Here is a 20,555-nt window from a genome sequence, read left to right as displayed (position 1 = left end):
CCATTATGGCCATCCGACCATCCAGCGCACAGCACAGCAGGTGGCGGCTCGACGACACCGGGTGGTGACCACCTACCGTGGACCGCCCGCCGGGAAGGCAGCAGAGCGGCAACGCGGGACAACCGCAGGACCGCACGCCCGGACAACCGCAGGACCGCACGCCGGGACAACCGCAGGACCGCATGCCGGGACGGCGACATCCGTTCGGGTGCGACGGCGGGAGCCGGTCGGGGCCACCGTCGCCGCTATCCGGCGGTCACCGGGCGGACAGGCGGGCCAGTTCGTCGGTGATCAGGGCGGCCAGCCGGTCCAGGCCGACGTCGATCTGCTCCGGGGTGACCGCGCTGACCGAGAGCCGCAGCGCGTCGACCGGGCGACCGTCGTCGTAGAAGTGCGCCATCGGGGTCCAGAGCACGCCGTACCGCTCGGCGGAGCGCCGCAGCAGCGCGTCGTCGACCGGGAACGGCACGGTGACCACGACGAAGAAGCCGCCGGCCGGGGCGTTCCAGCGCACCGGCGAGCCGGCCGGGAAGCGTCGGCGCAGCCCGGCCAGCAGGTGGTCGCGGTTGCGGGTGTACGCGGCCCGTTCCCGCCGGTTCGCGGCGACCAGCGAGCAGCCGTGCTCCAGCAGCGCCCCGCCGATCACGGCCTGGGCCAGCGGAGACGTGTTCACCGTGACCATGCTCTTGATCTTGGCGAGCTGGTCGGCGAACAGCCCCACCGTGCCGTCGGCACCGGCGACCCGCTGGTCGGCCACCAGATAGCCGATCCGGGCACCGGGCAGCACCGTCTTGGCGAACGAGCCGAGGTAGACCACCCGACGCCGGGTGTCCAGCGCCTTCAGCGTCGGCCGCCGGTCGGCGTCCCCGGCCGGGAACAGCCCGTACGGGTTGTCCTCGATGAGCAGCAGGTCCTCCTCGGCGGCCAGGTCGAGCAGGCGTCGACGGTCGACCACCGGGATGCTGGTGCCGGAGGGGTTGGCGAAGTCGGGCATCACGTAGCAGGCCCGGGGACGCAACCCCTCGGTGCGCGCCCGGCGCAGCTGGAGCCGCAGGTCGGCCAGGTCGATCCCGGTCGGGCCACCGGCCACCGGCCGGACCGGCAGGTCCACCAGCCGGGCCGCGCCGGTCAGCCCCACGTACGTCGGGGCGACGGCGAGCAGCACGTCGGACGGCCCGGCCCGCAGCGCCCGGAGCACCAGCAGCATCGCCTCCTGGCAGCCGACGGTCACCACCACCGCCTCGTCGTCGACGTGGACGTCCTCGTCCACGGCGAGGTTACGGGCGATCAGATGGTGGATGATCCCCTTCGTCCGGCCGTACTGGAACAGGGTGCGGCGGACCTGCTCGGGCTGCTGCCCGAGGTCGTCGGCGAGGTGCCGGCGGAACCGGTCCAGCCAGCGCCCCGGCGCGTCGTCGTCGAAGAACTCCTCGTACGGCCGCCCGGCCGCCAGCGACACCGCGTCGGGCCAGTGCCCGGCGACCTCGTTGAGGAAGTTCATCGAGTTCAGCGCCGGGTCGTCGACCGCCGGGTGCAGGGTCGCCAGGTCGAGGTCCACCGGATGGTCCACCGGGTCAGCCTCCGGTCAGGGTACGCAGCCGCCGGGCCTGCCCCGGGTCGGCGCAGCCGGTCAGGGTCAGCCCGTCGCGCAGCTCCACGGCGAGCAGATCGAGGGCGGCCTGTGCCCCGGCCCGGCCACCGACCGCCAACGCCCAGAGCAGGGGGCGGCCGAGCAGCACCCCGGTCGCGCCGAGGGCGAGGGCACGCAGCACGTCGGTGCCGGACCGTACCCCGCTGTCCACCAGCACCTCGATCCGGTCGCCGACGGCCGCGACCACCTCGGGCAGCATGGTGGCGGTGGCCGGCGCCCCGTCGAACTGCCGGCCGCCGTGGTTGGAGACCACCACCGCGTCCACGCCGGCGTCGGCGGCGCGGACCGCGTCGCGCGGGTCGAGGATACCCTTGACCAGCAGCGGCAACCGGGTACGACCCCGCAGCCAGGCCAGGTCCGCCCAGCTGAGCGCGGGGGCGAAGACGGCGCCGGTGTGCACGGCGACGGCGGACACCCCGGGGGTGCCGGCGTGCGCCAGGTCGTCGCGGCCGCCGGGCAGGTTGGCGGCGATCACCTCCGGCGGCAGGGCGAAGCCGTTGCGGGCGTCGCGCAGCCGCCGGCCGAGCACCGGCACGTCCACGGTGACCATCAGCGCGGCACAGCCGGCGGCGTGCGCCCGGTCGAGCAGGTCGGCGACCAGCGCCCGGTCACGCAGCCAATAGAGCTGGAACCAGACCGGCCCGTCGGTGGCGGCGACGACCTCCTCGATCGGCGCGCTGCTCAACGTGCTGAGCACATAGGGAACCCCGGCCGCGCCGGCCGCCGCCGCGAGGGCCGGCTCGCCGTCGGGGTGCAGCAGCCGCTGGTACGCCATCGGGGCGACCGCCACCGGCATGGACTGCTCCCGGCCGAGCAGCACCGCGTCGGTGCGCGGCTGTTCCACCCCGGTGAGCACCCGGGGCAGCACGGCGACCCGGTCCAGGGCGGCCCGGTTGGCGGCAAGGGTGGTCTCCACGCCGCTGCCTCCGCTGACGAAATCCCAGACCTCGGCCGGGAGCACCTCGCGGGCCAGATCGGCGAAGTCGGCCAGGCTGACCGGAGACCGGGCGAGCTGCCCGTCAGCGGGCCGGGGCGCCACCGTCACCGGCCCTCCCCCACCGAGGCGGCACCCGGGGCCTCGACCGGAGCAGCAGCCGGGGTCTCCACCTGGGCAGCGGCCGGGGCAGCAGGCGGGGCGGCGGGCTGGGTGCCGGCCGGGGCGGCGGGCAGCCCGAAGACGTCGCGGAGGAAGGCGGCGGCCTCGTCCTGGGCTCGGCGGCCGGCGTCGAAGATCCCGGGCATGGCGAAGAAGCCGTGGATCATGCCGGGATAGCGGCTGGCCCGCACCGGCACCCCGGCCTCCCGCAGCCGCTGCGCGTAGCGCTCCCCCTCGTCGCGCAGCGGATCGTGCTCGGCGGTGAGCACCAGGGCCGGGGGCAGGCCGGACAGGTCGTCGGCGAGCAGCGGCGAGGCCAGCGGGTCGGCCGCGTCCGCCGGATCGGCCAGGTAGTGACCGCGGTACCAGTCGACGGAGTGCCGGTTGAACAGGAGCGGATCCTGGTCGTCGGCAGGCCGGTCGGCGTCCGGTCCGTCCCCGGCGGGCCGGTGGGCGGCGCGCTGGTCGGTGTTCGGATAGACCAGCAACTGCCCGGCCAGCCGGGGGCCGCCCTCGGCGCGGGCCAGCAGGGTCACCGCCGCCGCCAGGTTGCCGCCGGCGCTGTCCCCGCCCACCACCAGCCGGTCCGGGTCCACCCCCAGGTCGGCGGCGTGCTCGGCCAGCCACCGGGTGGCCGCGTGACAGTCCAGCACGGCCGCCGGAAAGGGGTTTTCCGGGGCCAGCCGGTAGCCGACCGTGACCACCTGGCATCCGGTGGCGTTGGCCAGCCGGCGGCAGATCCCGTCGGCGGTCTCCACGCTGCCCAGCGTCCAGCCGCCGCCGAAGAAGTAGACCAGGGTGGGCAGCGGGCCGGCACCGGCCGGACGGTACACCCGGACCCGCAGGTCGCCGGCTGGGCCGGGGACGGTCGTGTCGCGTACCTCGTGGACCGGCTCGACGTCGCCGCCGCCGGCCCGGATCGCGGCGAGGTCGGCGGCGCGGGCCTCGGCGAGGGTCTGGGTGTACAGCGGCGGGGTGCCGGTGGCGGCCCGCGCGGCCCGGTAGGCGACCACCTGGGGATCGAGGGACATGGGCTGACTCCTAACCGCCGGTGGTGACGAAGAGCTTGTCGATGCCGCGCAGGAACAGGCTCCCGCTGTAGTCGGGCTGCCGGCTGACCGCGAGCCCGGGGAAGCGGGCGAACAGCCGGGGCAGGCCGATCCGGCCCTCCAGGCGGGACACCGCCGCGCCGAGGCAGAAGTGCGGACCGACGCCGAAGGCCAACGACGGCGGGCCGGCGCGGCGCGGGTCGAACCGGTCCGGCCCGGGGAAGCGGCGCGGGTCGCGGTTGGCCCCCGCGATGATCAGCAGCACGTTCTCGTCCCGGGCGACCGGCACCCCGCCCAGGTCGGTGTCCCGCGGCGCGGCGCGGGCCAGGAAGTGCACCGGGCTCTCCAGCCGTAGCACCTCGTCCACACAGCCCTGCGCCAGGGCGTCGTCGCCGGGCAGCGCGGCCACGGTGTCCGGGTGGTCGAGCAGCACCGGCAATCCGTTGCTGAACATGTAGACGGTGGTGACGAAGCTGGCGTTGAACAGCACGATCAGGTTGCTGATCAACTCCTCCTCGGTCAGGTCGACCTCGCCGGAGTCCAGCGCCTCGACCAGCCCGGAGATCAGGTCGTCGCCGGGTCGGCCCCGGCGGTGCGCGATCAGGTCCCGGTACAACGCCCGCAGCTCCTCGGCGGCCTGGTTGGCCAGCGCCAACCGCTGCGGGGTCTTGCCGGCGACGTCGAGGAACTCGTCGATCCAGTCGACCCGCTGCCGGTACCAGGCCAGCTCGCTCTCGGGCAGGCCGATGAACTCGGCCATCACCAGGGCCGGCGCCGGGTAGGCGAACTCCGCGACGAAGTCGACCTCGCCGCCGTCGGCGCCCGCGTCCGCCATCCGGTCCAGCAGGGTGTCGACCACCCGGACGATCACCGGCTCCAGGGCGCCCAGCCGGCGTGGGGTGAAGGTACGGGCGAAGACGCCGCGCATCCGGCCGTGGTCGGGCGGGTTGACGAACATCATCGACGACTGGAAGGTGCGCAGGATCTCCTGGTCCTGCCAGCCCGGCGGGGCCTGCTTGTACCACTCCGGGTCGCGCAGCACCTGGTCGACCAGGTCGTAGCCGACGGCCACCGCGGAGATCGTGCTGTGCTCCGGGCGGGTCGGAATGGCGCTGATCGGCCCGTGCTCGTGCAGGGCGGCGTACCACGGGTAGGGATGTTGCCGGCCGGCGTCGCTGTAGAGGCCGGTCATGATCTCGTCGACGTCCACGATGGTGCTTCCTCCCCAGGAAATGACCGGTGGGGCGGCGGGTCACCCCCGCCGCCCCGCCGGTGTCACAGACCGAGCAGTCGAAGGGGTACGGCGTCGGCCAGCGCCTGGTTGCCGGCGTCGTTCGGGTGGATGTGGTCACCGGCGTCGTACGCCGGCAGCAGCCGGCTCGGCTGGGCCGGGTCGCGCAGCACCGCGTCGAAGTCGAGCAGCCCGTCGAACTCGGCAGCTCCCGGGCCCCGCAGCCAGGTGTTCACCGCCTGTCGGGTGGTCTCCTTCTCCGGGGTCCACACCCCAGGGTTGCCGTGCCCCTCGTACGGGGTGAGGGTGACCGCGAGGCTGCGCAGGCCACGCGCCTTGGCCTGCTTGTTGATCTGCCGCAGCGAGGCGACGATCCGGTCGGCGGAGTCGTCGGACATCCAGATGTCGTTGATGCCGAGGTGGGTCACCAGGGTCTTCACCCCGGTCTGCGGGAAGACGTCCTCGTTGAGCCGGGCCAGCGCGTTCGGGCCCAGCTCGTAGTAGCCGGGGAAACCGCCCGCGCCGGGCTCGGTGCCCTCGTGGTTGAGCCGGTTGCCGGCCAGGCTCAGGTTGAGCACCCCGGGGGTACGCACCTCGGGGCGGGCCGCGACCAGCCGCCCGGCCAGCAGCTCCGGCCAGCGCTTGTTGGCGTTGACGGTGCTGCCGTTGGCGTCCCCGATCGAGTCGCTGAGCACCACCACCGCGCCGGGGCTCTGCGGCCGCAGCACGTCGATGCCGGACAGGAACATCCAGCAGCAGTCCGGGCGGATGGTGAAGCCGGCGCCGTCGGCGGCGGTGGTCAGGTCGTTCGCCCCGATGAAGGTGGTGACCTTGGACTGGCCGTGGAACGTGACCGGCCCGGTGAGCACCGGGAAGTGCAGGGTGACGATCAGGTCCTCCTGCTCGCCCACCGGGTAGGTCAGCGGGTCGCTGAGCAGCTCGGCGCCCTTGTTCATGGTCGCCGAGGTGGACCCGCCGAACTTCAGCTCCCGCAGGGTGCCGGGAAGGATGTCCGACCGGTCGGTGAGGGTGGCGGCGTTCGGGCGGGCGACGGTGGCGTGCCCCACCTGCACCGCCTGCTCGCCGTAGAGGTTGCTCAGCCGGACCCGCAGCCGCTCGCCACCCACGGTGGTCCGCACGGTCATCCGGATGCTCTGGTTGTTCAGGCCGGTGTTGGTCAGTCCGGCGGTGTTGCCGCGGGTGACCGCCGCGGCCCAGGTACCCGCCCACTGCGGCCGGGCGGCAGCCTCACCGCCGTCGGAGTCGGACGGACCGGCGCTGGCCACCACCGCCGGGGCGCTCACGACCAGCAACACGGCCGCGGACGCTATGACCTGCCATCTCTTCGGGGTCGACATTGAACCTCCATGGTTGGCCGCCCAGGGCCGGCGTCCATCGACGGCACCGCCCGGACGATGGTCCAGAAACCTAGCCGTGCCGTCTGACAGGCGTCAATCGCCCCGATAGACATGATCAAATGTCCATGGTGGCCGGCCCCTCGCCGTTCGGCCCTGTCCCCCGGCGACGCCGTCGGCCTAGGCTCGCAGACGGCGGCGGTGCGGTCGCCCACTCCCCGCACCCCGTCGCGGACCGGGCCGTGACCTGCCCGGACGCCATCCCGGCCGGTCGGCACGGCAGGCCCACCGGCCCGCCGACGACCCGCCGCTCGACCTGGGGGCTGTGCGATGACCGACGGGGCCGACGTTTCCACCACCTACGTGCACGACGCACTGGAGCTGTTCGCCCGGTTCGGCGACCGGGAGGCGCTGGTCGGCGACGGACGCCGGCTGACCTACCCGCAGGTCGCCGCCGAGGTACGCGGGCTGGCCCACGCCCTCACCGGCCACGGGGTACGCCCCGGAGCGGCGGTGCTGGTCATGCTGGGCAACGCCGTCGAGGGTCCGCTGCTCCAGCTCGCCCTGCACCTGCTCGGCTGCCGGAGCATGTGGATCGCCCCGGTCACCTCCCGTCGGGAGATCGACGAGTTCGTCCGGCTGGCCCGCCCCGACGTGTTCGTGCACCACGCGTACGCCCCGGACGGGCTGGGCGGTCAGATCGCCGCCTCGCTGCCCGGGGTGCCGGTGCTGCGGCTGGGTGTGGAGCTGACCGCCGACGCCCCGCCGGTCGAGCTGCCCGCCGTGGTGCCCGCCCCGGAGTCGTTCCTCCAGACCAGCGGCACCACCGGCACCCCCAAGCTGGTGCACCACCGGGAGAGCTTCTACCGGCAGGTGCTGGCGTTGGCGGCCGATTTCCGGGCCGCCGGCCTCCCGCTGCTGCGGCACCTGTCGCACTCCCCGATGTGGCTGGCCAGCGGGCAGATCACCACCCTGTTCAACCTGTTCACCGGCGGGGTGCTCTTCCTGCGCCAGCAGTGGGATCCGGCCGCGTTCATCGCCACCGTGGACGCCGAGCGGCTCACCTCGACCTTCGTCACCCCGCCGATGCTCTACGAGGTGCTCGACCATCCGGCCCTGCCCGGCGCGGACTTCTCCGCGATGTTCATGTTCAACGTGGGCGCCGGGCCGGCCGCGCCCGCCCGGCTGCGCCAGGCCATCGCCCGGTTCGGGCCGTGCCTGCGCATCGTGTACGGCCTCAGCGAGGCGGTGGTGATCTGCGCCCAGCCCGGCCTGACCGAGGACCCGGCGCACCCGGAGCGGCTGGGCTCCTGCGGCCGGCCGTACGGCGACGTCACGGTGGAGATCCGCGACGCCGACGGGCGGGTGCTGCCGGCCGGCACCGACGGCGAGGTGTGGGTGCGGACGAAGCTGAGCTTCCACGGCTACCACGGTCAGCCCGAACTGACCGCCGAGACGCTGGTCGACGGCTGGGTGCGGACCCGCGACATCGGCCACCTCGACGACGACGGCTTCCTCTACCTCGTCGACCGGTTACAGGACCGCATCCTCACCCGGCAGCGCAGCTGGCCGATCTACTCCCGGCCGATCGAGGACGTCCTCGCCGGGCATCCGCAGGTGCGCGCGGCGGCGGTGATCGGGGTGCCCGACCCGGTCGCCGGGGAGCTGCCGTATGCGTACGTGGTGCGGACGCCGGGGGCGACGGTGACCGGGGCGGAGCTGATCGGGCTGGTCACCGCCGAGCTGAGTGACACCTGGGCGCCGGGCGCGGTGGAGTTCGTCGACGAGCTGCCGCTGAACCGGTCGGCGAAGGTGGACAAGCGGGCGCTGCGGGACCGGTACGCGGCCGGGCGTCCCGCCGACCCGGTCGGCAGCCCGTCGTGACCGCCGACGCCGACGCCGGCCCCCGGACGACCACCGACCCCGTGCCCGACCCGTGGCCGGCCACCGACCCCGGGGCTGGTCCTGCCACCGACCCCGGGGCTGGTCCTACCGCCGACCCCGGTGCCGGTGCCGGTGGCCAGCCGCACGCCGGCCGGCGGGGGAAGTGGGCCGGCGGGATGCCGGCGGGAGAGGTCGGGTCGCCGGCCCGGCGGGCCGCACGGCGGGAACTGGTCACCCTGGTCGCCGCCGATCTGATCTCCAACCTGGGCAGTCGCATCTCGGTGGTGGCCATTCCCTGGCTGGTGCTCACCACCACCGGCAGCCCGGCCAAGATGGGCATCGTCGCGGCGGCGGAGTTCCTTCCGTACATGCTCTCCAGCTCGCTGGCCACCCCCTGGGCGGACCGGTTCGGGGTACGGCGTACCTCCATCGTGGTGGACGCGGCGAGCGCGGCCGTCATCGCGGTGGTGGCGCTGGCACCGTGGCTGGGGTTCGGGGCGCTGGTCGCCCTCGTCGCGGTGGCCGGCGGGCTGCGCGGCATCGGCGACCGGGTCAAGCACGTCATGTTCCGGCCGGCGGCCCAGCGCGCCGGGGTGGAGCTGATCCGGCTGACCTCCACCTACGACGGGCTGCTGCGCGGGGTGGCCCTGTTCGGCACGGTCGTCGGCGGCCTGCTCATCGACTGGGTGGGGGTGACCCGGGCGATCTGGATCGACGCGGGGACCTTCGCGCTCTGTGCGCTGCTGGTCGGGGTGCTGGTCCGGCCGCCCGCCGCCGACGCCCCGGTCGCCCCCCGCGAGGGCTACTTCCGGGCGCTGCGTACCGGCTTCGGCTATCTGCGCACCGACCGGGTGCTGCTGACCATGCTGGTGGTGGTCTCCGCGTTGAACATGTTCGCCGCCGCCAACACGGCGGTCTGGGTGCCGCTGTGGGTCCGCGACGAACTCGGCGACCCGGCCGGCTTCGGCCTGGTGCTGGGGGTGTTCGCCGGGGGCGCGTTGCTCGGCAATGTGGTCTTCACCGTGCTCGGCCCCCGGCTGCCCCGCACCCTGGTGTTCGCCGCCGGGGCGGCGCTGAGCGGCGCACCCCGACTGCTGGTCCTGGCGCTGACCGACCATCTGGTGGTGGTGCTGGTGGTGACGTTCCTGTCCGGGGTCGGGATCGCGGCGGTCAACCCCCTGCTCGGCGCCACCCTCTACGAACGGGTGCCGGACGAGTTGCAGACCCGGGTGCTGGGGATCTCGGGTTCGCTGGCGTTCGTCGGGCTGCCGGTGGGCGCGCTGCTCGGCGGCTGGTCGGTGGCGGCCCTGGGGCTGCGGCCGGCCCTGCTGGTGATGGCGGTGGTGTGCGCGGTGCTGACCGTGCTTCCCCTGGTCGCCGGGCCGCTGCGGATGGGCCGCTCCACACCCCCAACGGCGACCACGGCGACCTGACCGGGGCCGTCCGCCGGCCCGACCCCGGGAGCGGTTTTCCGGGAGCCGTCGGCCGACCGGTGGCGGGTCAGCGCTGGTGGCGCAGCATCACCACGCCGTTGCCGAACGCCCGGGTCTCGATCAGTCGCAGGTCGTCCGCATCGCCCACTCCGTCCGCCGTGTCCCGGCCGGTCCGCGTCGTCCGGTGCCGGCAACCTACCCGCGGGGTCCAACAGCATCGGCGGCACGGACAGCGTCGGCCGGGCGCGGACAGCATCGGCCGGGGGCGGACAGAATCGGCCGGGCGCGGACAGCATCAGTGGGGGCGGACAGCATCGGCCGGGGGCGGACAGAATCGACGCTCGGGACGGCTCGGCGCACCCGGACGACCATCAGGCGATCGGCGCGGTCACGGAGATCGACGCCACCGGTCGGGTCGGCTACATTGCCGCCCATGTCATCGACGTTGACCGAAGCCACCGATCCGTACTGCCTGCGTGAGGGGGAGAGCGCCGCGCTGTTGCACGGCCATCCGTGGCACCGGTTCGTGGTGCTCGGCGACAGCGTCGCCGAGGGGATGTGTGAACCGGTCGACGGGTACCCCGACGTGCAGTGGGCGGACCGGATCGCCGCCGAACTGTCGGCGGTGCGCCCCGGGTTGGCGTACCTGAATCTGGGTCGGCGCGGGCTGCGAGCGCAGCAGGTCCGGGCCGGGCAGTTGGACCGGGCGCTGGCCTTCTCCCCCGACCTGGCGCTGGTGGCCTGCGGTGGCAACGACGCCTTCCGGACGGCATTCGACCCGGACGCGGTCGACACCGAGCTGAGCGCGATCGTCGGCGCGTTGCGCGACGCCGGAGCGGACGTCATCACGGTGGGCATGTTCGACGTCTCGCACAGCCCGGCCGTCCCGCCGGCGCTGCGCCCCGGCCTCAACACCCGGATGCGGCTGCTCTCCTCGCGTACCGGCCGGCTCGCCGACCGGCTGGGCGCGTTGCACGTGCACCTGACCGATCATCCGGCCGGCAGCGACCCGTCGATGTACAGCAGCGACGGCCGACACGGCAGCGCCCGCAGCGACGCCATCGCCGCAGCGGAGACGATCCGCCGCCTCGGCGCCCACCTGGCCACCCGGCTCCCCCACCACCCCAACCCCTGACCTCGAACCCCCGCCAAACCCCTCTCCTCCCTTTCCATCCCCCGCCGGCCCGGCCGGACCAGGCGGTCGATCAAGAGGTTCAGGTCAGGAAAACGGCCCAGGCTGACCTGAACCTCTTGATCACCCCACGCAGGGGCGGGCCGGAGGGGTGGGGGGTGAGGGGTCAGGGGGTCAGGAGGATGCCGGTGAGGAGGACGCCTCGGGCGAGGTTGAGGACCTCGTCGCAGCCGGGGTAGCCGACCCGGGCCAGGGCGCCGGAGCCGGTGCGGCCGAACAGGTACGGGGCGATGCTGTACGGCACCTCGGCGGTGACCGTCTCGCCCGTCTCGATCTGCACGAAGTCCATCGCCACCCGGTCGGCGGGCATGTACCGCTGGAGGATGTCGCCGCCCCGGTCGAGGGCGGCGCGCAGCCCGTCCGCCCACTCCCCCGGGCTCAGCTCCCGGCCGATGAGCACCCCCTGGCCGGCCGAACCGTCGGCCGGCTTGGCGACCAGGTTCTCCCGGTCGGCCAGCGCCCGGTCCAGTTCGGCGGCGGTGAACGCCACCGTGTGCGGCACGTACCGGCGGATCAGGGCCTGGTCGGCGGCGGGCAGCAGGTCGAGGTCCTGGTAGAGCCAGGCAAAGTTGATCTTGTTGCCGAGCAGCCAGGCGGCGGCGCTGACGAACATCGGCAGGGTGCCCGCGTCGAGCGCCCCGGCCACCGCCGTCAGCCCGGCGCTCGGGGTGACCCGGTTGGGCACGAAGAGCCGGAACAGCGCGTCCACCAGGGCGCCGTCGACCACCAGCCGCCGGTCGGCGTCCAGGGTGGCCGTGGCGACCGGGGCGATGACCAGGTCGATGCCGAACGGGCGGGCCTGGTCGACCAGCGGTGACAGGATTCGGATGAACGTCTCCGGGTCGTCCAGCCCCGGGTAGTCGGCCTCGAAGTCCATCAGCAGCGCCACCCGGGCCCCCTCGGGCAGGCTCAGCTCGCTGCGGATCGCCACGAACCGCTGGTCCAGCAGGGACGGCGCGGGCCGGACCGGCAGCCCGTCGAGCAGCCCCCGCTCCCGGTAGAGCGCGCCGAACCGCTGGATCACCGTGTCGGCGTCGAAACCGCCGCCCAGGCTGCTGTCGATGTTGTACTCGACGATCCGCGGCTCCCCGCCGGAGAACAGCACGTCCGGCCGGTACGCGGCCAGCAGCGCCTCGGTCAGCGGCTCGTCCTCGTCCAGCAGCCGGGTCTGCCCCGCCGGCACCCCGAGCAACGCGCGCAGCTCACCGGCGGTGGCCGCGCGCCGACGGCAGGCGTCCAGGATGAGCTGGGCGATCCGGTCGCAGACCTCGTTCAGCTCGCGGAACGCGTCGGCGCTCAGCACCGGCGGCCGGGCCAGCCGCCACTGCTTGTTGTACGTCGCCCGGCCGTGGAAGATCCGCTCCCACTCCTGCGCCCCCGCGGCGACCATCGCCGTACGGCTCGACTCCGGCAGTTCCGCCCAGGCCCGGCCGGGCTCCGGCCACGGGTAGTTCACATCGATCATGGACAGTCCTTGGTCACGTGGTGGATGGCGGCGGTGAGGGCGGCCCGGCCGGGCTGTACCGCCCGGTCGAGTCCGGGCGCGAACGGCAGCACCGCGCCGTCCGGCCGGGTGACCCGACGGGGCGGCGCGGTCAGCGGCACCCGCTCCAGCACCGAGGTGATGATCTCGGCGGCGATGCCGCAGGAGCGGTTGGAGTCGTCGACCACCACCAGCCGGCCGGTGCGCGACACCGAGTCGACCAGCGCGTCGAGGTCGAACGGGTAGAGCGTGCGCGGGTCGAACACCTCCACCGACACCTGGTCGGCCAGCTCCTCGGCGACGGCCAGCGCGTCGTGCACCAGGTGCCCGACGGCGACCACGGTGACGTCGTCGCCGGCCCGGCGGACCACCCCGCGCCCGAGCGGCACCGGGGCGAGGGTGGCGAAGTCCACGTCGTCGCGGACGTCCAGCGCGGCGGCCGGGGCGAAGACCACCACCGGGTCGTCGTGCCGGATCGCCGACGCCAGCAGCCCGTACGCGTCGGCCGGGGTGGCCGGCACCACGGTGACGATCCCGACGTGCGCGAAGAGGGAGTACGGGTGGTCGGAGTGCTGCCCCGCCCAGCCCGTCCGGGAACCGGAGCCCGGCACCAGGTAGGTCACCGGCACCGAGCACTGCCCGCCGGTCATCATCGGGAACTTGTGCGCGTGGTTGACGATCTGCTCGAAGACCAGGAACAGCAGCGACGGGATCTGGAACTCCACCACCGGCCGCAGCCCGGCCAGCGCGGCCCCGGTGGCGAAGCTGGTGAACGCCTGCTCCGACAGCGGGGTGTCCAGCACCCGGTCCGGCCCGAACCGCTTCAGCAGGCCCGGGGTGACGTTCGACGCGCCCACCCGGATGTCCTCGCCGAGCAGGAACACCGACTCGTCCCGGGTCATCTCGTCGGTCAGCGCCCGGGTCAGCGCCTTGCGGTACGACAGCCGTGGCATCAGCTACCTCCCCGGGCGGTCAGCCCACTGGCGTACAGGTGGTCCAGCGCCCCGGCCGGGTCGGGCTCCGGGCCGGCCAGCGCGAACGCGACGGCCGCGTCGAGGGTCGCCTCCACCTCGGCGTCGACGGCCTCCCGGGCGGCGGCCGGCAGCCGGGCACCCTGGATCTCCACCGGATCCCGGGACCGGCCGTCGGCCACCTCCTGCGGCGTGCGGTAGTCGAGGCGTACCGAGTGTTCGAAGGTGTGGTGGGCGTCGAACCGGTAGGTACGGGCCTCGACCAGCTCCGGCCCGCCGCCGTCGCGCATCCGCGCGACGGCGGCGGCGGTGACCCGCCGGACCGCCTCCGGGTCCTGCCCGTCGACGACCACGGCCGGGATGCCGAACGCCTCGGCCCGGCCGGTGATGGTGCCGGCGACCGCGCCGGCCACCGGCATGGTGGTGGCGTAGCCGTTGTTCTCGCAGACCAGCAGCACCGGCACCCGCCAGAGCGCGGCCAGGTTGAACGCCTCCAGCAGCATCCCCTCGTTGACCGCGCCGTCGCCGAAGAAGCTCGCCCCGACCACCGCGTTGCCGCGCCGCCGGTGCGCCCACACCGCGCCGGTGAGGATCGCCGGGGACGCGCCGACGATGGCGTTCGCGCCGAGCACCCCGATGGACAGGTCCGCCGCGTGCATCGAGCCGCCCCGGCCCCGGTTCAGTCCGGTTTCCCGGCCGCACAGTTCGGCCATCATCCGGGCCGGGTCGGCACCCTTGGCGAGCACGTGCCCGTGCCCGCGGTGGGTGCCGGTGACCAGGTCCCCCTCGCCGAGGGCGGCGCACACGCCGGCGGCGATCCCCTCCTGACCGAGGTAGGGGTGGATGCCGCCGACGATGTGCCCGGAGCGGACCAGGGCGATGGCCCGCTCCTCGAACCGACGGATCAGCCGTACCGTGCGGTAGAGCCGGGCCGGGTCGGCGTCGGTCACCGGTCGCGGCCCTCCTTGACGGCGGCGAGGATGTCGTCCCAGAGCTGCGCGCGGGCGGTCAGCGCCAGGTTGACCGTGTCGGCGCACTCCTGCCACTTGGTGTCGTCGTCGCCGCACAGGTCGGCGAGCATCTGCATCGCCATCGGGGTGTGCTGCTCGCCGTCGACCTCGATGTGCCGTTCCAGGTAGTCGACGAAGGTGTGCAGCCGGTTGCTGCGCTCGTTGACCGCGACGACCTGGGTGAACATGTCGGGGATCAGGTCCTCCCGGCCGAACGCGAAGGCGGCGGCCTGGCAGTGCACCGGGGTCGAGGAGATGATCTGCCAGGTGGTGGCGGCGAAGGCCCGCGACGGCGCGGGCACACCGGCCTCGACCAGCGCGTCGGTCACCGACGCCCCGCCGCGCAACAGCTCCACCAGCCGGTCGACGGCGGTGGTGTCCGCGCCGGCCTCACCCATCCCCCGCACGTACAGCTCGAAGTGGCTGATGAAGCCCTCACCCAGCTCGTCGCTCTCCTCCACCATCACGATGTCGTTGATCAACCGGCGGCTGCCGGTCGGCCCGGTGGGGATCCAGGGCACGTCGACGCAGGTGAGCTGCCGCTGCAACGACTTCAGCAGGGACATGAAGTCCCAGACCGCGAAGACGTGGTGCTCCATGAAGGTCACCAGCGCCTCGTGGGTGTCCAGGTTGGCGTAGAGCGGGTGCTTGACCACCACCTCGCGACGGGCGGTCACCGCCTGCTCCAGCCGCTCGATGCCCGGGTGTGTCTTACCCCAGTCGTACCGTGACATGTTCTAGCCTTCCTGCTGGGCGCGCTCGCGCCAGATGACCGGGCAGTAGTCGGGATCCGCGTAGTCCGGCCGCCCCTCGGGGGTACGCCGGACCAGCACGTCGTGGTTGTACGCGGCGAGGGTGCCGTCGGAGAGCGGGAACTCCCGGTGGGCGTTGTCGCCGTCCTGCAGGTGCAGCGAGATCGCCCGACGCGGGCGTCCGCTGACGTTGGGGCCGCTGCCGTGATAGGTGCGGCAGTGGTGGAAACTCAGGTGTCCCTTGGGGATCACCATCGGGATCTTGCGGATCTGCGCGCCGTTGTGCGCGGCGTTCTCGGCCAGCATCTCCTCCAGCTGGTCGCGGTCGCGCTCGGCGAAGTGCCGGACCACGGTGTCGTCCGCGCCGGTCTCCGACCACCGGTGCGAACCGTCGACCATGGTGATGGTGCCCATCTCCTCCCCGCAGTCGTGGAACGGGATGAACGCGGTGAGCATCTGCTCCGACGACGAGGACGACCAGTAGTGCTTGTCGAAGTGCCAGGGCACGATGTTCGACGGCTCACCGGAGATCGGCGGCTTGTAGATCAGGGTCGACTGGAAGATCCGGATCTCGTCGGCCCGGGCCAGCCGGGCGGCCACCGCGCCGATCAGCGGCTTGCGCAGGATCGCGGCAATGCCGTCGTGCTCGTAGTGGACGTAGTCGTTGTGTCGCTGCACCGGCCCCTTCGACGGCTCCCAGTAGGCCAGTTTCGGCGGGCGGACCGGCAGGGTGCGGTCCCGCTCGCCGTCGTAGTAGCGGTCGGTGGCCGCGGTCAGCGCGTCCACCTCGGCGTCGGTGAGCAGCTTCTTCGACAGGTACCAGCCGTGCTCGGCGTAGTGGCGCACGTCGGCCTCGGACGGCAGCAGCGCCGCCTCCTGCGCCGTCAACCCCGGATGCGTCGTGGTCATGCCCAACTCCTCATGCCGTGCCGGCCGCGACGGCGGGGGTCGCCCCCGCCACGGCCAGCTCCCGTTCCTTGGCCTCGTAGAGCGCCCTGATGTTGCCGCTGCCGAAGGTGCGCGCCCCACGCCGCTCGATGAGTTCGAGGAACAGGGTGCGCCGGACGTGCATCGACTCGGTGAAGATCTGCAGAAGCTGCCCGCCGTGGTCGGCGTCGACCAGGATGCTGAGGTCCCGCAGCTGGTCCAGGGGCGCATCGACCTTGCCGACCCGCTGCTCCAGCGTGTCGTAGTAGGCGGCGGGGGTGCCGGCGAACCGCACCCCGCGCGCCCCGAGCGCGCCGACCGCGCCGACGATGTCGTCGGTGCGCAGCCCCAGGTGCTGCACCCCGGCCCCGTGGTGCTCGGTGAGGAACGCGTCGATCTGACCGGGACGCCGGCCGGCGTCCGGCTCCAGCAGCACCAGGGTGACCCGCCCGGAGGCGTCCTGCACCACCTTGGAGTTCATCGCCTGGCCGGCGACCTCGATGTGCTCCTCGAAGATCTGCGCGAAACCGAAGACCCGCTCGTAGTGCGCGACGGTGGCGTCGAGCTGACCGGGCGGCACACAGACCGCCAGGTGGTCGATCTCGGCCAGCAGCCGCGGGTCGGCCCCGCCGGGCGGCGCCGCCTCGATCCCGCCGGGCAGGAAGTCGTCGGCGTCACCGCGCCGCTCCACCAGCCGGTGCAGCACGTCCCCGAAGCCGCCCACCTCGGCGGTCACCACCTCGGCGTCCGCGCCGGTCCAGGTGCGCGGTGGGGTCACCGGCGTGGCACCCCGCTCCACCAGCTCCGCGTACGCCCCGGCGGCGTCGCCGACCTCCACCGCCACCACCGCGATCCCGTCACCGTGCCGGGACACGTACTGCGCGGCGGGGTGCTCGGCGGTGAGGCCGGTGGTCAGCAGCATCCGGATGTCGGCCTGGCCCAGCAGCAGGGAGCGCTGCCCGGCCAGCCCGGTCTCCGGCCCGCCCTGCCCCCGCAGGGTGAAGCCGACGGCGGTCCCGAAGTAGAAGGCCGCCTGTCGGGCGTCCCCCACGTACAGTTCGATGTGGTCTATTCGACGAATGTCCATCTCTCCAGCCCTTCCCCATGTCCCCCCGTGACTGCCGTCCGGGCACGTGCGGCCCGGGTCGCAGGACCGATCACCTCCCCGGCACGGCGGGTCGGGCATCGGCGCCGGTGGTCCGCCGCAGCAGCAGGCTCACGTTCTGCCCGCCGAATCCGAAGGAGTTGGTGAGCGCGAGATCGGTCCGGGTGTCCCGGGGGGTGTCCCGGACGTGGTCCGCCGGGCAGTCCGGGTCCGGATCGTCCAGGTGGTACGTCGGCGGCAGCAGACCGGCCCGCAGCGCCAACGCGCACGCCGCCGCCTCGACCACCCCGGACGCCCCGAGCAGGTGCCCGGTGAGCGCCTTGGTGGAGCTGACCGGTACCCCGCCGACGCCGAAGACCTTGCCCAGCGCGGCGCTCTCGGCGATGTCCCCGAGTTTGGTGCCGGTGCCGTGGGCGTTGACGTAGCCGACCTCGGCCGGTGCGACGTTCCCGCTGGCCAGGGCGGCGCGCATGCAGTCGGCCGCGCCCTCGCCGTCGGGCCGGGGGATGGTCGGGTGGTGGGCGTCGGTGGTGCTGCCGTAGCCGGCCACCTCCGCGTACGTCCGGGCGCCCCGGGCGGCGGCGTGGCCGGCGCGTTCCAGCACCAGCAGCGCGGCGCCCTCGGCGAGCACGAACCCGTTGCGCCGCCGGTCGAACGGCCGGCTCGCCTCGGCCGGGTCGGCCCAGCCCCGGGCCAGCGCGCGGGCGTTGCCGAAGGTGTCGGCGAAGGTCGGGAAGAGCGGCGCCTCGCTGGCCCCGCAGAGCACCACGTCGGCCTCACCGGCCCGGATCAGCCGAGCCGCGTCGGCGACCGCCTGGGCACCGGAGGCGCAGGCCGTGCCGACCGCCGAGCTGTAGCCCCGGATGCCGTGGGCGATGGCGATCCGCGCCGACGCCATGTTGGGCAGGATCCCGGTCAGCAGGTACGGGCTGACCGCCGAGCGGCCCCGGGCGACCCGGGCGATCACCTGGCTCTCCAGGGTGGCCATCCCGCCGACCCCGCCGACGATGACGCCGATCCGCCCCGGGTCGACGTCCCGGCCCACCTCGATGCCCGCGTCGGCGAGCGCGTCGGCGGCGGTGAGCAGGGCGAACAGCACCACCCGGTCGAGCACCCTGGTCTCCGGCCCGGTGGCGACGGTCCGCGCGTCGATCGGCGGGAGCACCCCGGCGACCTCCAGCGACTCCCGGGCCGGGTGCCCCTCGGGCGGTCGGCTCAACCCGGAGCGGCCGGTGGTGAACGCGGCGAAGGTGGCGTCCACGCCCCGTCCGACCGGGCTGAACAGGCCCATCCCGGTGATCATGACGGTCATGACGACGACCCGGCCAGATAGCGCTCGCGCAGCGCCACCTTGCGGACCTTGCCGGTGACGGTGACCGGGATGTCGTCGGCGCGGACCGGCACCACCCGGCGCAGGGTCGCCCCCACGTCCGCCCCGAGCGCGGCCCGGATCGTCGCGGTACGGTCGACGGCCGGGTCGGCCCCGGCGGCCAGCTCCAGCAGCACGTCGGTGGTGACCGTGTCGCCGTCGGCGACGATCAGCACGGTGCAGTCGGCGACGTCCGGGCAGGCGGCGAGGATCCGCTCCTCGGACAGCGCGGTGAAGAACCGCCGCCCGTCGGGCAGCGTCACCGAGTCCACCGCCCGGTCCAGGTGGTAGTAGCGGCCGTCGGCGTCGGCCTGGACCAGGTCACCGGTCAGGTACCAGCCGCGCAGCCGGAACCGGTAGCTGGTGGCCGAGTCGTTCCAGTAGCCCCGGAACAGCGACGGCGAGTCGACGCCGAGGAAGCCCACCTGGCCGGGGGGCAGCTCGTTGCCCTCGGCGTCGAGGACGGCCACCCTGGCGAACCGGTAGGGCCGGCCCACGCAGCGGCCGTACCGGTCGGTGTCGACGGTGTGCGTGATGTGGAAGATCGAGTGCCCCATCTCGCTGGAGCCGAGGCCGTCGATGAAGACCGAACCGGGCACCCGGGTGACGCCCTGCCGGGTGGACACGTCCCGCGAGCCGACCGCGACGAGCCGGCGGACGTGCGGCTCGTGCGAGCAGTCGCCGGTGTTGAACCACAGCCGCACCGACTCCAGGTCGTACCCGCCGAGGTCGAAACGGGCCAGCTCGGCCCAGGTCACCGAGAAGCCGAACACGCCGTCGGGCCGCCACCCCTGGATGGCGTCGAGGACCCGCTCGCCGCCCTGCTCGGACAGCAGGAGCATCTCCGCCCGGTTGCCCAGCGCCTGGTTGACCATGAGCACCGTCGCGGTGTGCGGGGCGGGCAGCGCGTTGAGGATCCGGCGGGTGCCCTGCGCCTGCGGCATGGACAGCAGGTGCCGGGTGGCGGCGAAGAGGCTGGCGTGCGAGTGCAGCACCGCCTTCGGCACCCCGGTGGTGCCGGAGGTGTGGGTGATGACGATCGGGTCGTCGGGGTGGTGCCGGTAGTGGGCCGGTGCCTGCGCCGGGTCACCGCCGCCGGCCTGTTCCGGGGTGCCCAGCAGCGGTACGCCGAGGTCGTGCCCGGCCAGCAGGTCGGTGTGCGCGGCGTCGGCGAGCACCCCGACGCCGCGCAGCCGACGGACGTACTCGGCGGCGATCTCGGGGCGCAGCCTGCCGTTCATCAGCGCCGGGATCGCGCCGAGCCGGGTCAGCGCCAGGAAGCTCAGCACCATGTCGGCGGCGGCGGTGGCCCAGACGGCGACCGGGTCACGCGGTCGCACCCCCCGGTCGTGCAGCCAGGCCGCCCGGGCGGCGACCCGTTCGTCGAGCTGGCCCAGGGTGAGCGGCTGCCCGGCCGGACGTCCGTCGACCGGCGTGTCGAAGGTCAGCCCCGGCCCCTGCGGATCCGCGCCGTGGGCCAGCACCCGGGCCAGCACGTTCCCGGCACCGAGTTGCGGATCGGCGGCGAGCACGCCCCGCAGTCCCCTCGTCCTCATGGACCGTCTCCTCCCCCCAGCAGCACCGCGACCGCACCGGTGGGCGTCGCGTCGGGTGCCTCGTCGATCAGGACCAGCAACGCCTCGTCGGCGTCGCCGTCGTACAGCAGCAGTTCCGCCTCGGCGGTCGCGTCGGCGCGGGGGTCGCCGGTCGGGCTCAGGCAGACCACCGGGCCGGTCAGCCCCCACCGCGCGGCGACCTGCCCGGCGACGCTGTTGGGCACCGACTGGAAGAAGAACAGCGGGCCGACCCGTCCCCCGGCGGCGACGACGGACCGGACGTGCGTGGCGCTGGGCCGGTCACCGGCCGCGCTGACCAGCACCACCGCGCAGCGGGTGCCGGCCGGGGCCGGGGCGGGCCGGCGGTGCAGGCACCGCCCGGCCGCCGCCGCGACCAGCGGCGCGAACGTCGAGTGCACGAATCCGGGCAGCGGCGGCGGCGGTCCGTCACCCGGCTCCGGCCAGCGCGCCTGCGCCAGCATCCGGGATGC

General features: G+C 73.9%; 16 protein-coding genes and 1 pseudogene. 3 read left to right on the top strand and 14 right to left on the bottom strand.

Going from position 1 to position 20,555, the window contains the following annotated elements:
* Nucleotides 1-256: 256 nt before the first annotated feature.
* The 5 genes and pseudogenes from O7625_RS21020 to O7625_RS21000 form a co-directional block, all read right to left on the bottom strand.
* Nucleotides 257-1,570, bottom strand: a complete 1,314-nt coding sequence (locus O7625_RS21020; protein WP_282340829.1) for a PLP-dependent aminotransferase family protein — start codon at nt 1,568-1,570, stop codon at nt 257-259.
* 4 nt (nt 1,571-1,574) lie between these two features.
* Nucleotides 1,575-2,690 carry an alpha-hydroxy acid oxidase gene (locus O7625_RS21015; protein WP_282347036.1) on the bottom strand — a complete coding sequence of 372 codons (1,116 nt, stop codon included), beginning with the start codon at nt 2,688-2,690 and terminating at the stop codon, nt 1,575-1,577.
* A gap of 146 nt (nt 2,691-2,836) precedes the next feature.
* Nucleotides 2,837-3,778 (bottom strand): annotated as a pseudogene (locus O7625_RS21010) (alpha/beta hydrolase); the annotation flags it as partial.
* A gap of 10 nt (nt 3,779-3,788) precedes the next feature.
* The gene (locus O7625_RS21005) at nt 3,789-5,009 is read right to left on the bottom strand and encodes a cytochrome P450 (protein ID WP_282347034.1); all 1,221 of its coding nucleotides are present in this window, start codon (nt 5,007-5,009) and stop codon (nt 3,789-3,791) included.
* Nucleotides 5,010-5,071: 62 nt separating this feature from the next.
* Complete coding sequence (locus O7625_RS21000; RefSeq protein WP_172898495.1) at nt 5,072-6,358, bottom strand: SGNH/GDSL hydrolase family protein; 1,287 nt, start codon at nt 6,356-6,358, stop codon at nt 5,072-5,074.
* Nucleotides 6,359-6,712: 354 nt separating this feature from the next.
* Here O7625_RS21000 and O7625_RS20995 point away from each other — a divergent pair, with 354 nt between their 5' ends.
* From O7625_RS20995 to O7625_RS20985, 3 genes are all read left to right on the top strand, one after another.
* A complete protein-coding gene (locus O7625_RS20995; protein WP_282340827.1) occupies nt 6,713-8,266 on the top strand; it encodes an AMP-binding protein in 1,554 nt (517 codons plus the stop codon).
* A gap of 176 nt (nt 8,267-8,442) precedes the next feature.
* Nucleotides 8,443-9,699, top strand: coding sequence for an MFS transporter (locus tag O7625_RS20990; protein ID WP_282347033.1), 1,257 nt, complete (start codon nt 8,443-8,445; stop codon nt 9,697-9,699).
* A 433-nt stretch (nt 9,700-10,132) separates the two neighbouring features.
* Complete coding sequence (locus O7625_RS20985; protein ID WP_067308388.1) at nt 10,133-10,834, top strand: SGNH/GDSL hydrolase family protein; 702 nt, start codon at nt 10,133-10,135, stop codon at nt 10,832-10,834.
* A 163-nt stretch (nt 10,835-10,997) separates the two neighbouring features.
* On the opposite strand, the gene O7625_RS20980 is transcribed toward O7625_RS20985, so the two are convergent.
* The 9 genes from O7625_RS20980 to O7625_RS20940 all read right to left on the bottom strand — a co-directional run bounded on the left by O7625_RS20980 (nt 10,998) and on the right by O7625_RS20940 (nt 20,546).
* Complete coding sequence (locus O7625_RS20980) at nt 10,998-12,356, bottom strand: hypothetical protein (protein ID WP_282340824.1); 1,359 nt, start codon at nt 12,354-12,356, stop codon at nt 10,998-11,000.
* A complete protein-coding gene (locus O7625_RS20975) occupies nt 12,353-13,327 on the bottom strand; it encodes a transketolase C-terminal domain-containing protein (RefSeq protein WP_067308394.1) in 975 nt (324 codons plus the stop codon). The genes O7625_RS20980 and O7625_RS20975 overlap by 4 nt, the downstream gene beginning before the upstream one ends.
* On the bottom strand, nt 13,327-14,295 hold the full coding sequence (locus O7625_RS20970) for a thiamine pyrophosphate-dependent dehydrogenase E1 component subunit alpha (protein WP_282340822.1): 969 nt from the start codon (nt 14,293-14,295) through the stop codon (nt 13,327-13,329). The genes O7625_RS20975 and O7625_RS20970 overlap by 1 nt, the downstream gene beginning before the upstream one ends.
* Entirely contained in the window at nt 14,292-15,089 is a 798-nt protein-coding gene (locus O7625_RS20965) for a DUF3050 domain-containing protein (protein ID WP_067308400.1), read from the bottom strand. The genes O7625_RS20970 and O7625_RS20965 overlap by 4 nt, the downstream gene beginning before the upstream one ends.
* Before the next feature lie 3 nt (nt 15,090-15,092).
* Nucleotides 15,093-16,016, bottom strand: a complete 924-nt coding sequence (locus O7625_RS20960; RefSeq protein WP_282340820.1) for a phytanoyl-CoA dioxygenase family protein — start codon at nt 16,014-16,016, stop codon at nt 15,093-15,095.
* Between the two features lie 10 nt (nt 16,017-16,026).
* Entirely contained in the window at nt 16,027-17,121 is a 1,095-nt protein-coding gene (gene hppD, locus O7625_RS20955) for a 4-hydroxyphenylpyruvate dioxygenase (protein WP_282340818.1), read from the bottom strand.
* Nucleotides 17,122-17,191: 70 nt separating this feature from the next.
* On the bottom strand, nt 17,192-18,451 hold the full coding sequence (locus tag O7625_RS20950) for a beta-ketoacyl-[acyl-carrier-protein] synthase family protein (protein WP_282340816.1): 1,260 nt from the start codon (nt 18,449-18,451) through the stop codon (nt 17,192-17,194).
* Entirely contained in the window at nt 18,448-20,064 is a 1,617-nt protein-coding gene (locus O7625_RS20945) for a class I adenylate-forming enzyme family protein (protein ID WP_282340814.1), read from the bottom strand. The genes O7625_RS20950 and O7625_RS20945 overlap by 4 nt, the downstream gene beginning before the upstream one ends.
* On the bottom strand, nt 20,061-20,546 hold the full coding sequence (locus O7625_RS20940; RefSeq protein ID WP_282340812.1) for a beta-ketoacyl synthase chain length factor: 486 nt from the start codon (nt 20,544-20,546) through the stop codon (nt 20,061-20,063). Before O7625_RS20940 ends, O7625_RS20945 begins: the two co-directional genes overlap by 4 nt.
* Nucleotides 20,547-20,555: the final 9 nt, after the last annotated feature.

Source organism: Micromonospora sp. WMMD714, assembly GCF_029581315.1.
In the GTDB taxonomy this organism is placed as follows: Bacteria; Actinomycetota; Actinomycetes; order Mycobacteriales; family Micromonosporaceae; genus Micromonospora; species Micromonospora rifamycinica.
The sequence above is the reverse complement of the archived record's forward strand: the minus strand, read 5'-3'. Positions and strand labels throughout refer to the sequence as shown.

Bases quoted from the DNA above. Each gene is read 5' to 3' on its own strand.
- O7625_RS20950 (WP_282340816.1), bottom strand. From the start codon at position 18,451: ATGACCGTCATGATCACCGGGATGGGCCTGTTCAGCCCGGTCGGACGG.
- O7625_RS20960 (WP_282340820.1), bottom strand. From the start codon at position 16,016: ATGACCACGACGCATCCGGGGTTGACGGCGCAGGAGGCGGCGCTGCTG.
- O7625_RS20975 (WP_067308394.1), bottom strand. From the start codon at position 13,327: ATGCCACGGCTGTCGTACCGCAAGGCGCTGACCCGGGCGCTGACCGAC.
- O7625_RS20980 (WP_282340824.1), bottom strand. From the start codon at position 12,356: ATGATCGATGTGAACTACCCGTGGCCGGAGCCCGGCCGGGCCTGGGCG.
- hppD (WP_282340818.1), bottom strand. From the start codon at position 17,121: ATGGACATTCGTCGAATAGACCACATCGAACTGTACGTGGGGGACGCC.
- O7625_RS20995 (WP_282340827.1), top strand. From the start codon at position 6,713: ATGACCGACGGGGCCGACGTTTCCACCACCTACGTGCACGACGCACTG.
- O7625_RS20945 (WP_282340814.1), bottom strand. From the start codon at position 20,064: ATGAGGACGAGGGGACTGCGGGGCGTGCTCGCCGCCGATCCGCAACTC.
- O7625_RS20990 (WP_282347033.1), top strand. From the start codon at position 8,443: ATGCCGGCGGGAGAGGTCGGGTCGCCGGCCCGGCGGGCCGCACGGCGG.
- O7625_RS20940 (WP_282340812.1), bottom strand. From the start codon at position 20,546: ATGCTGGCGCAGGCGCGCTGGCCGGAGCCGGGTGACGGACCGCCGCCG.
- O7625_RS20965 (WP_067308400.1), bottom strand. From the start codon at position 15,089: ATGTCACGGTACGACTGGGGTAAGACACACCCGGGCATCGAGCGGCTG.
- O7625_RS20985 (WP_067308388.1), top strand. From the start codon at position 10,133: ATGTCATCGACGTTGACCGAAGCCACCGATCCGTACTGCCTGCGTGAG.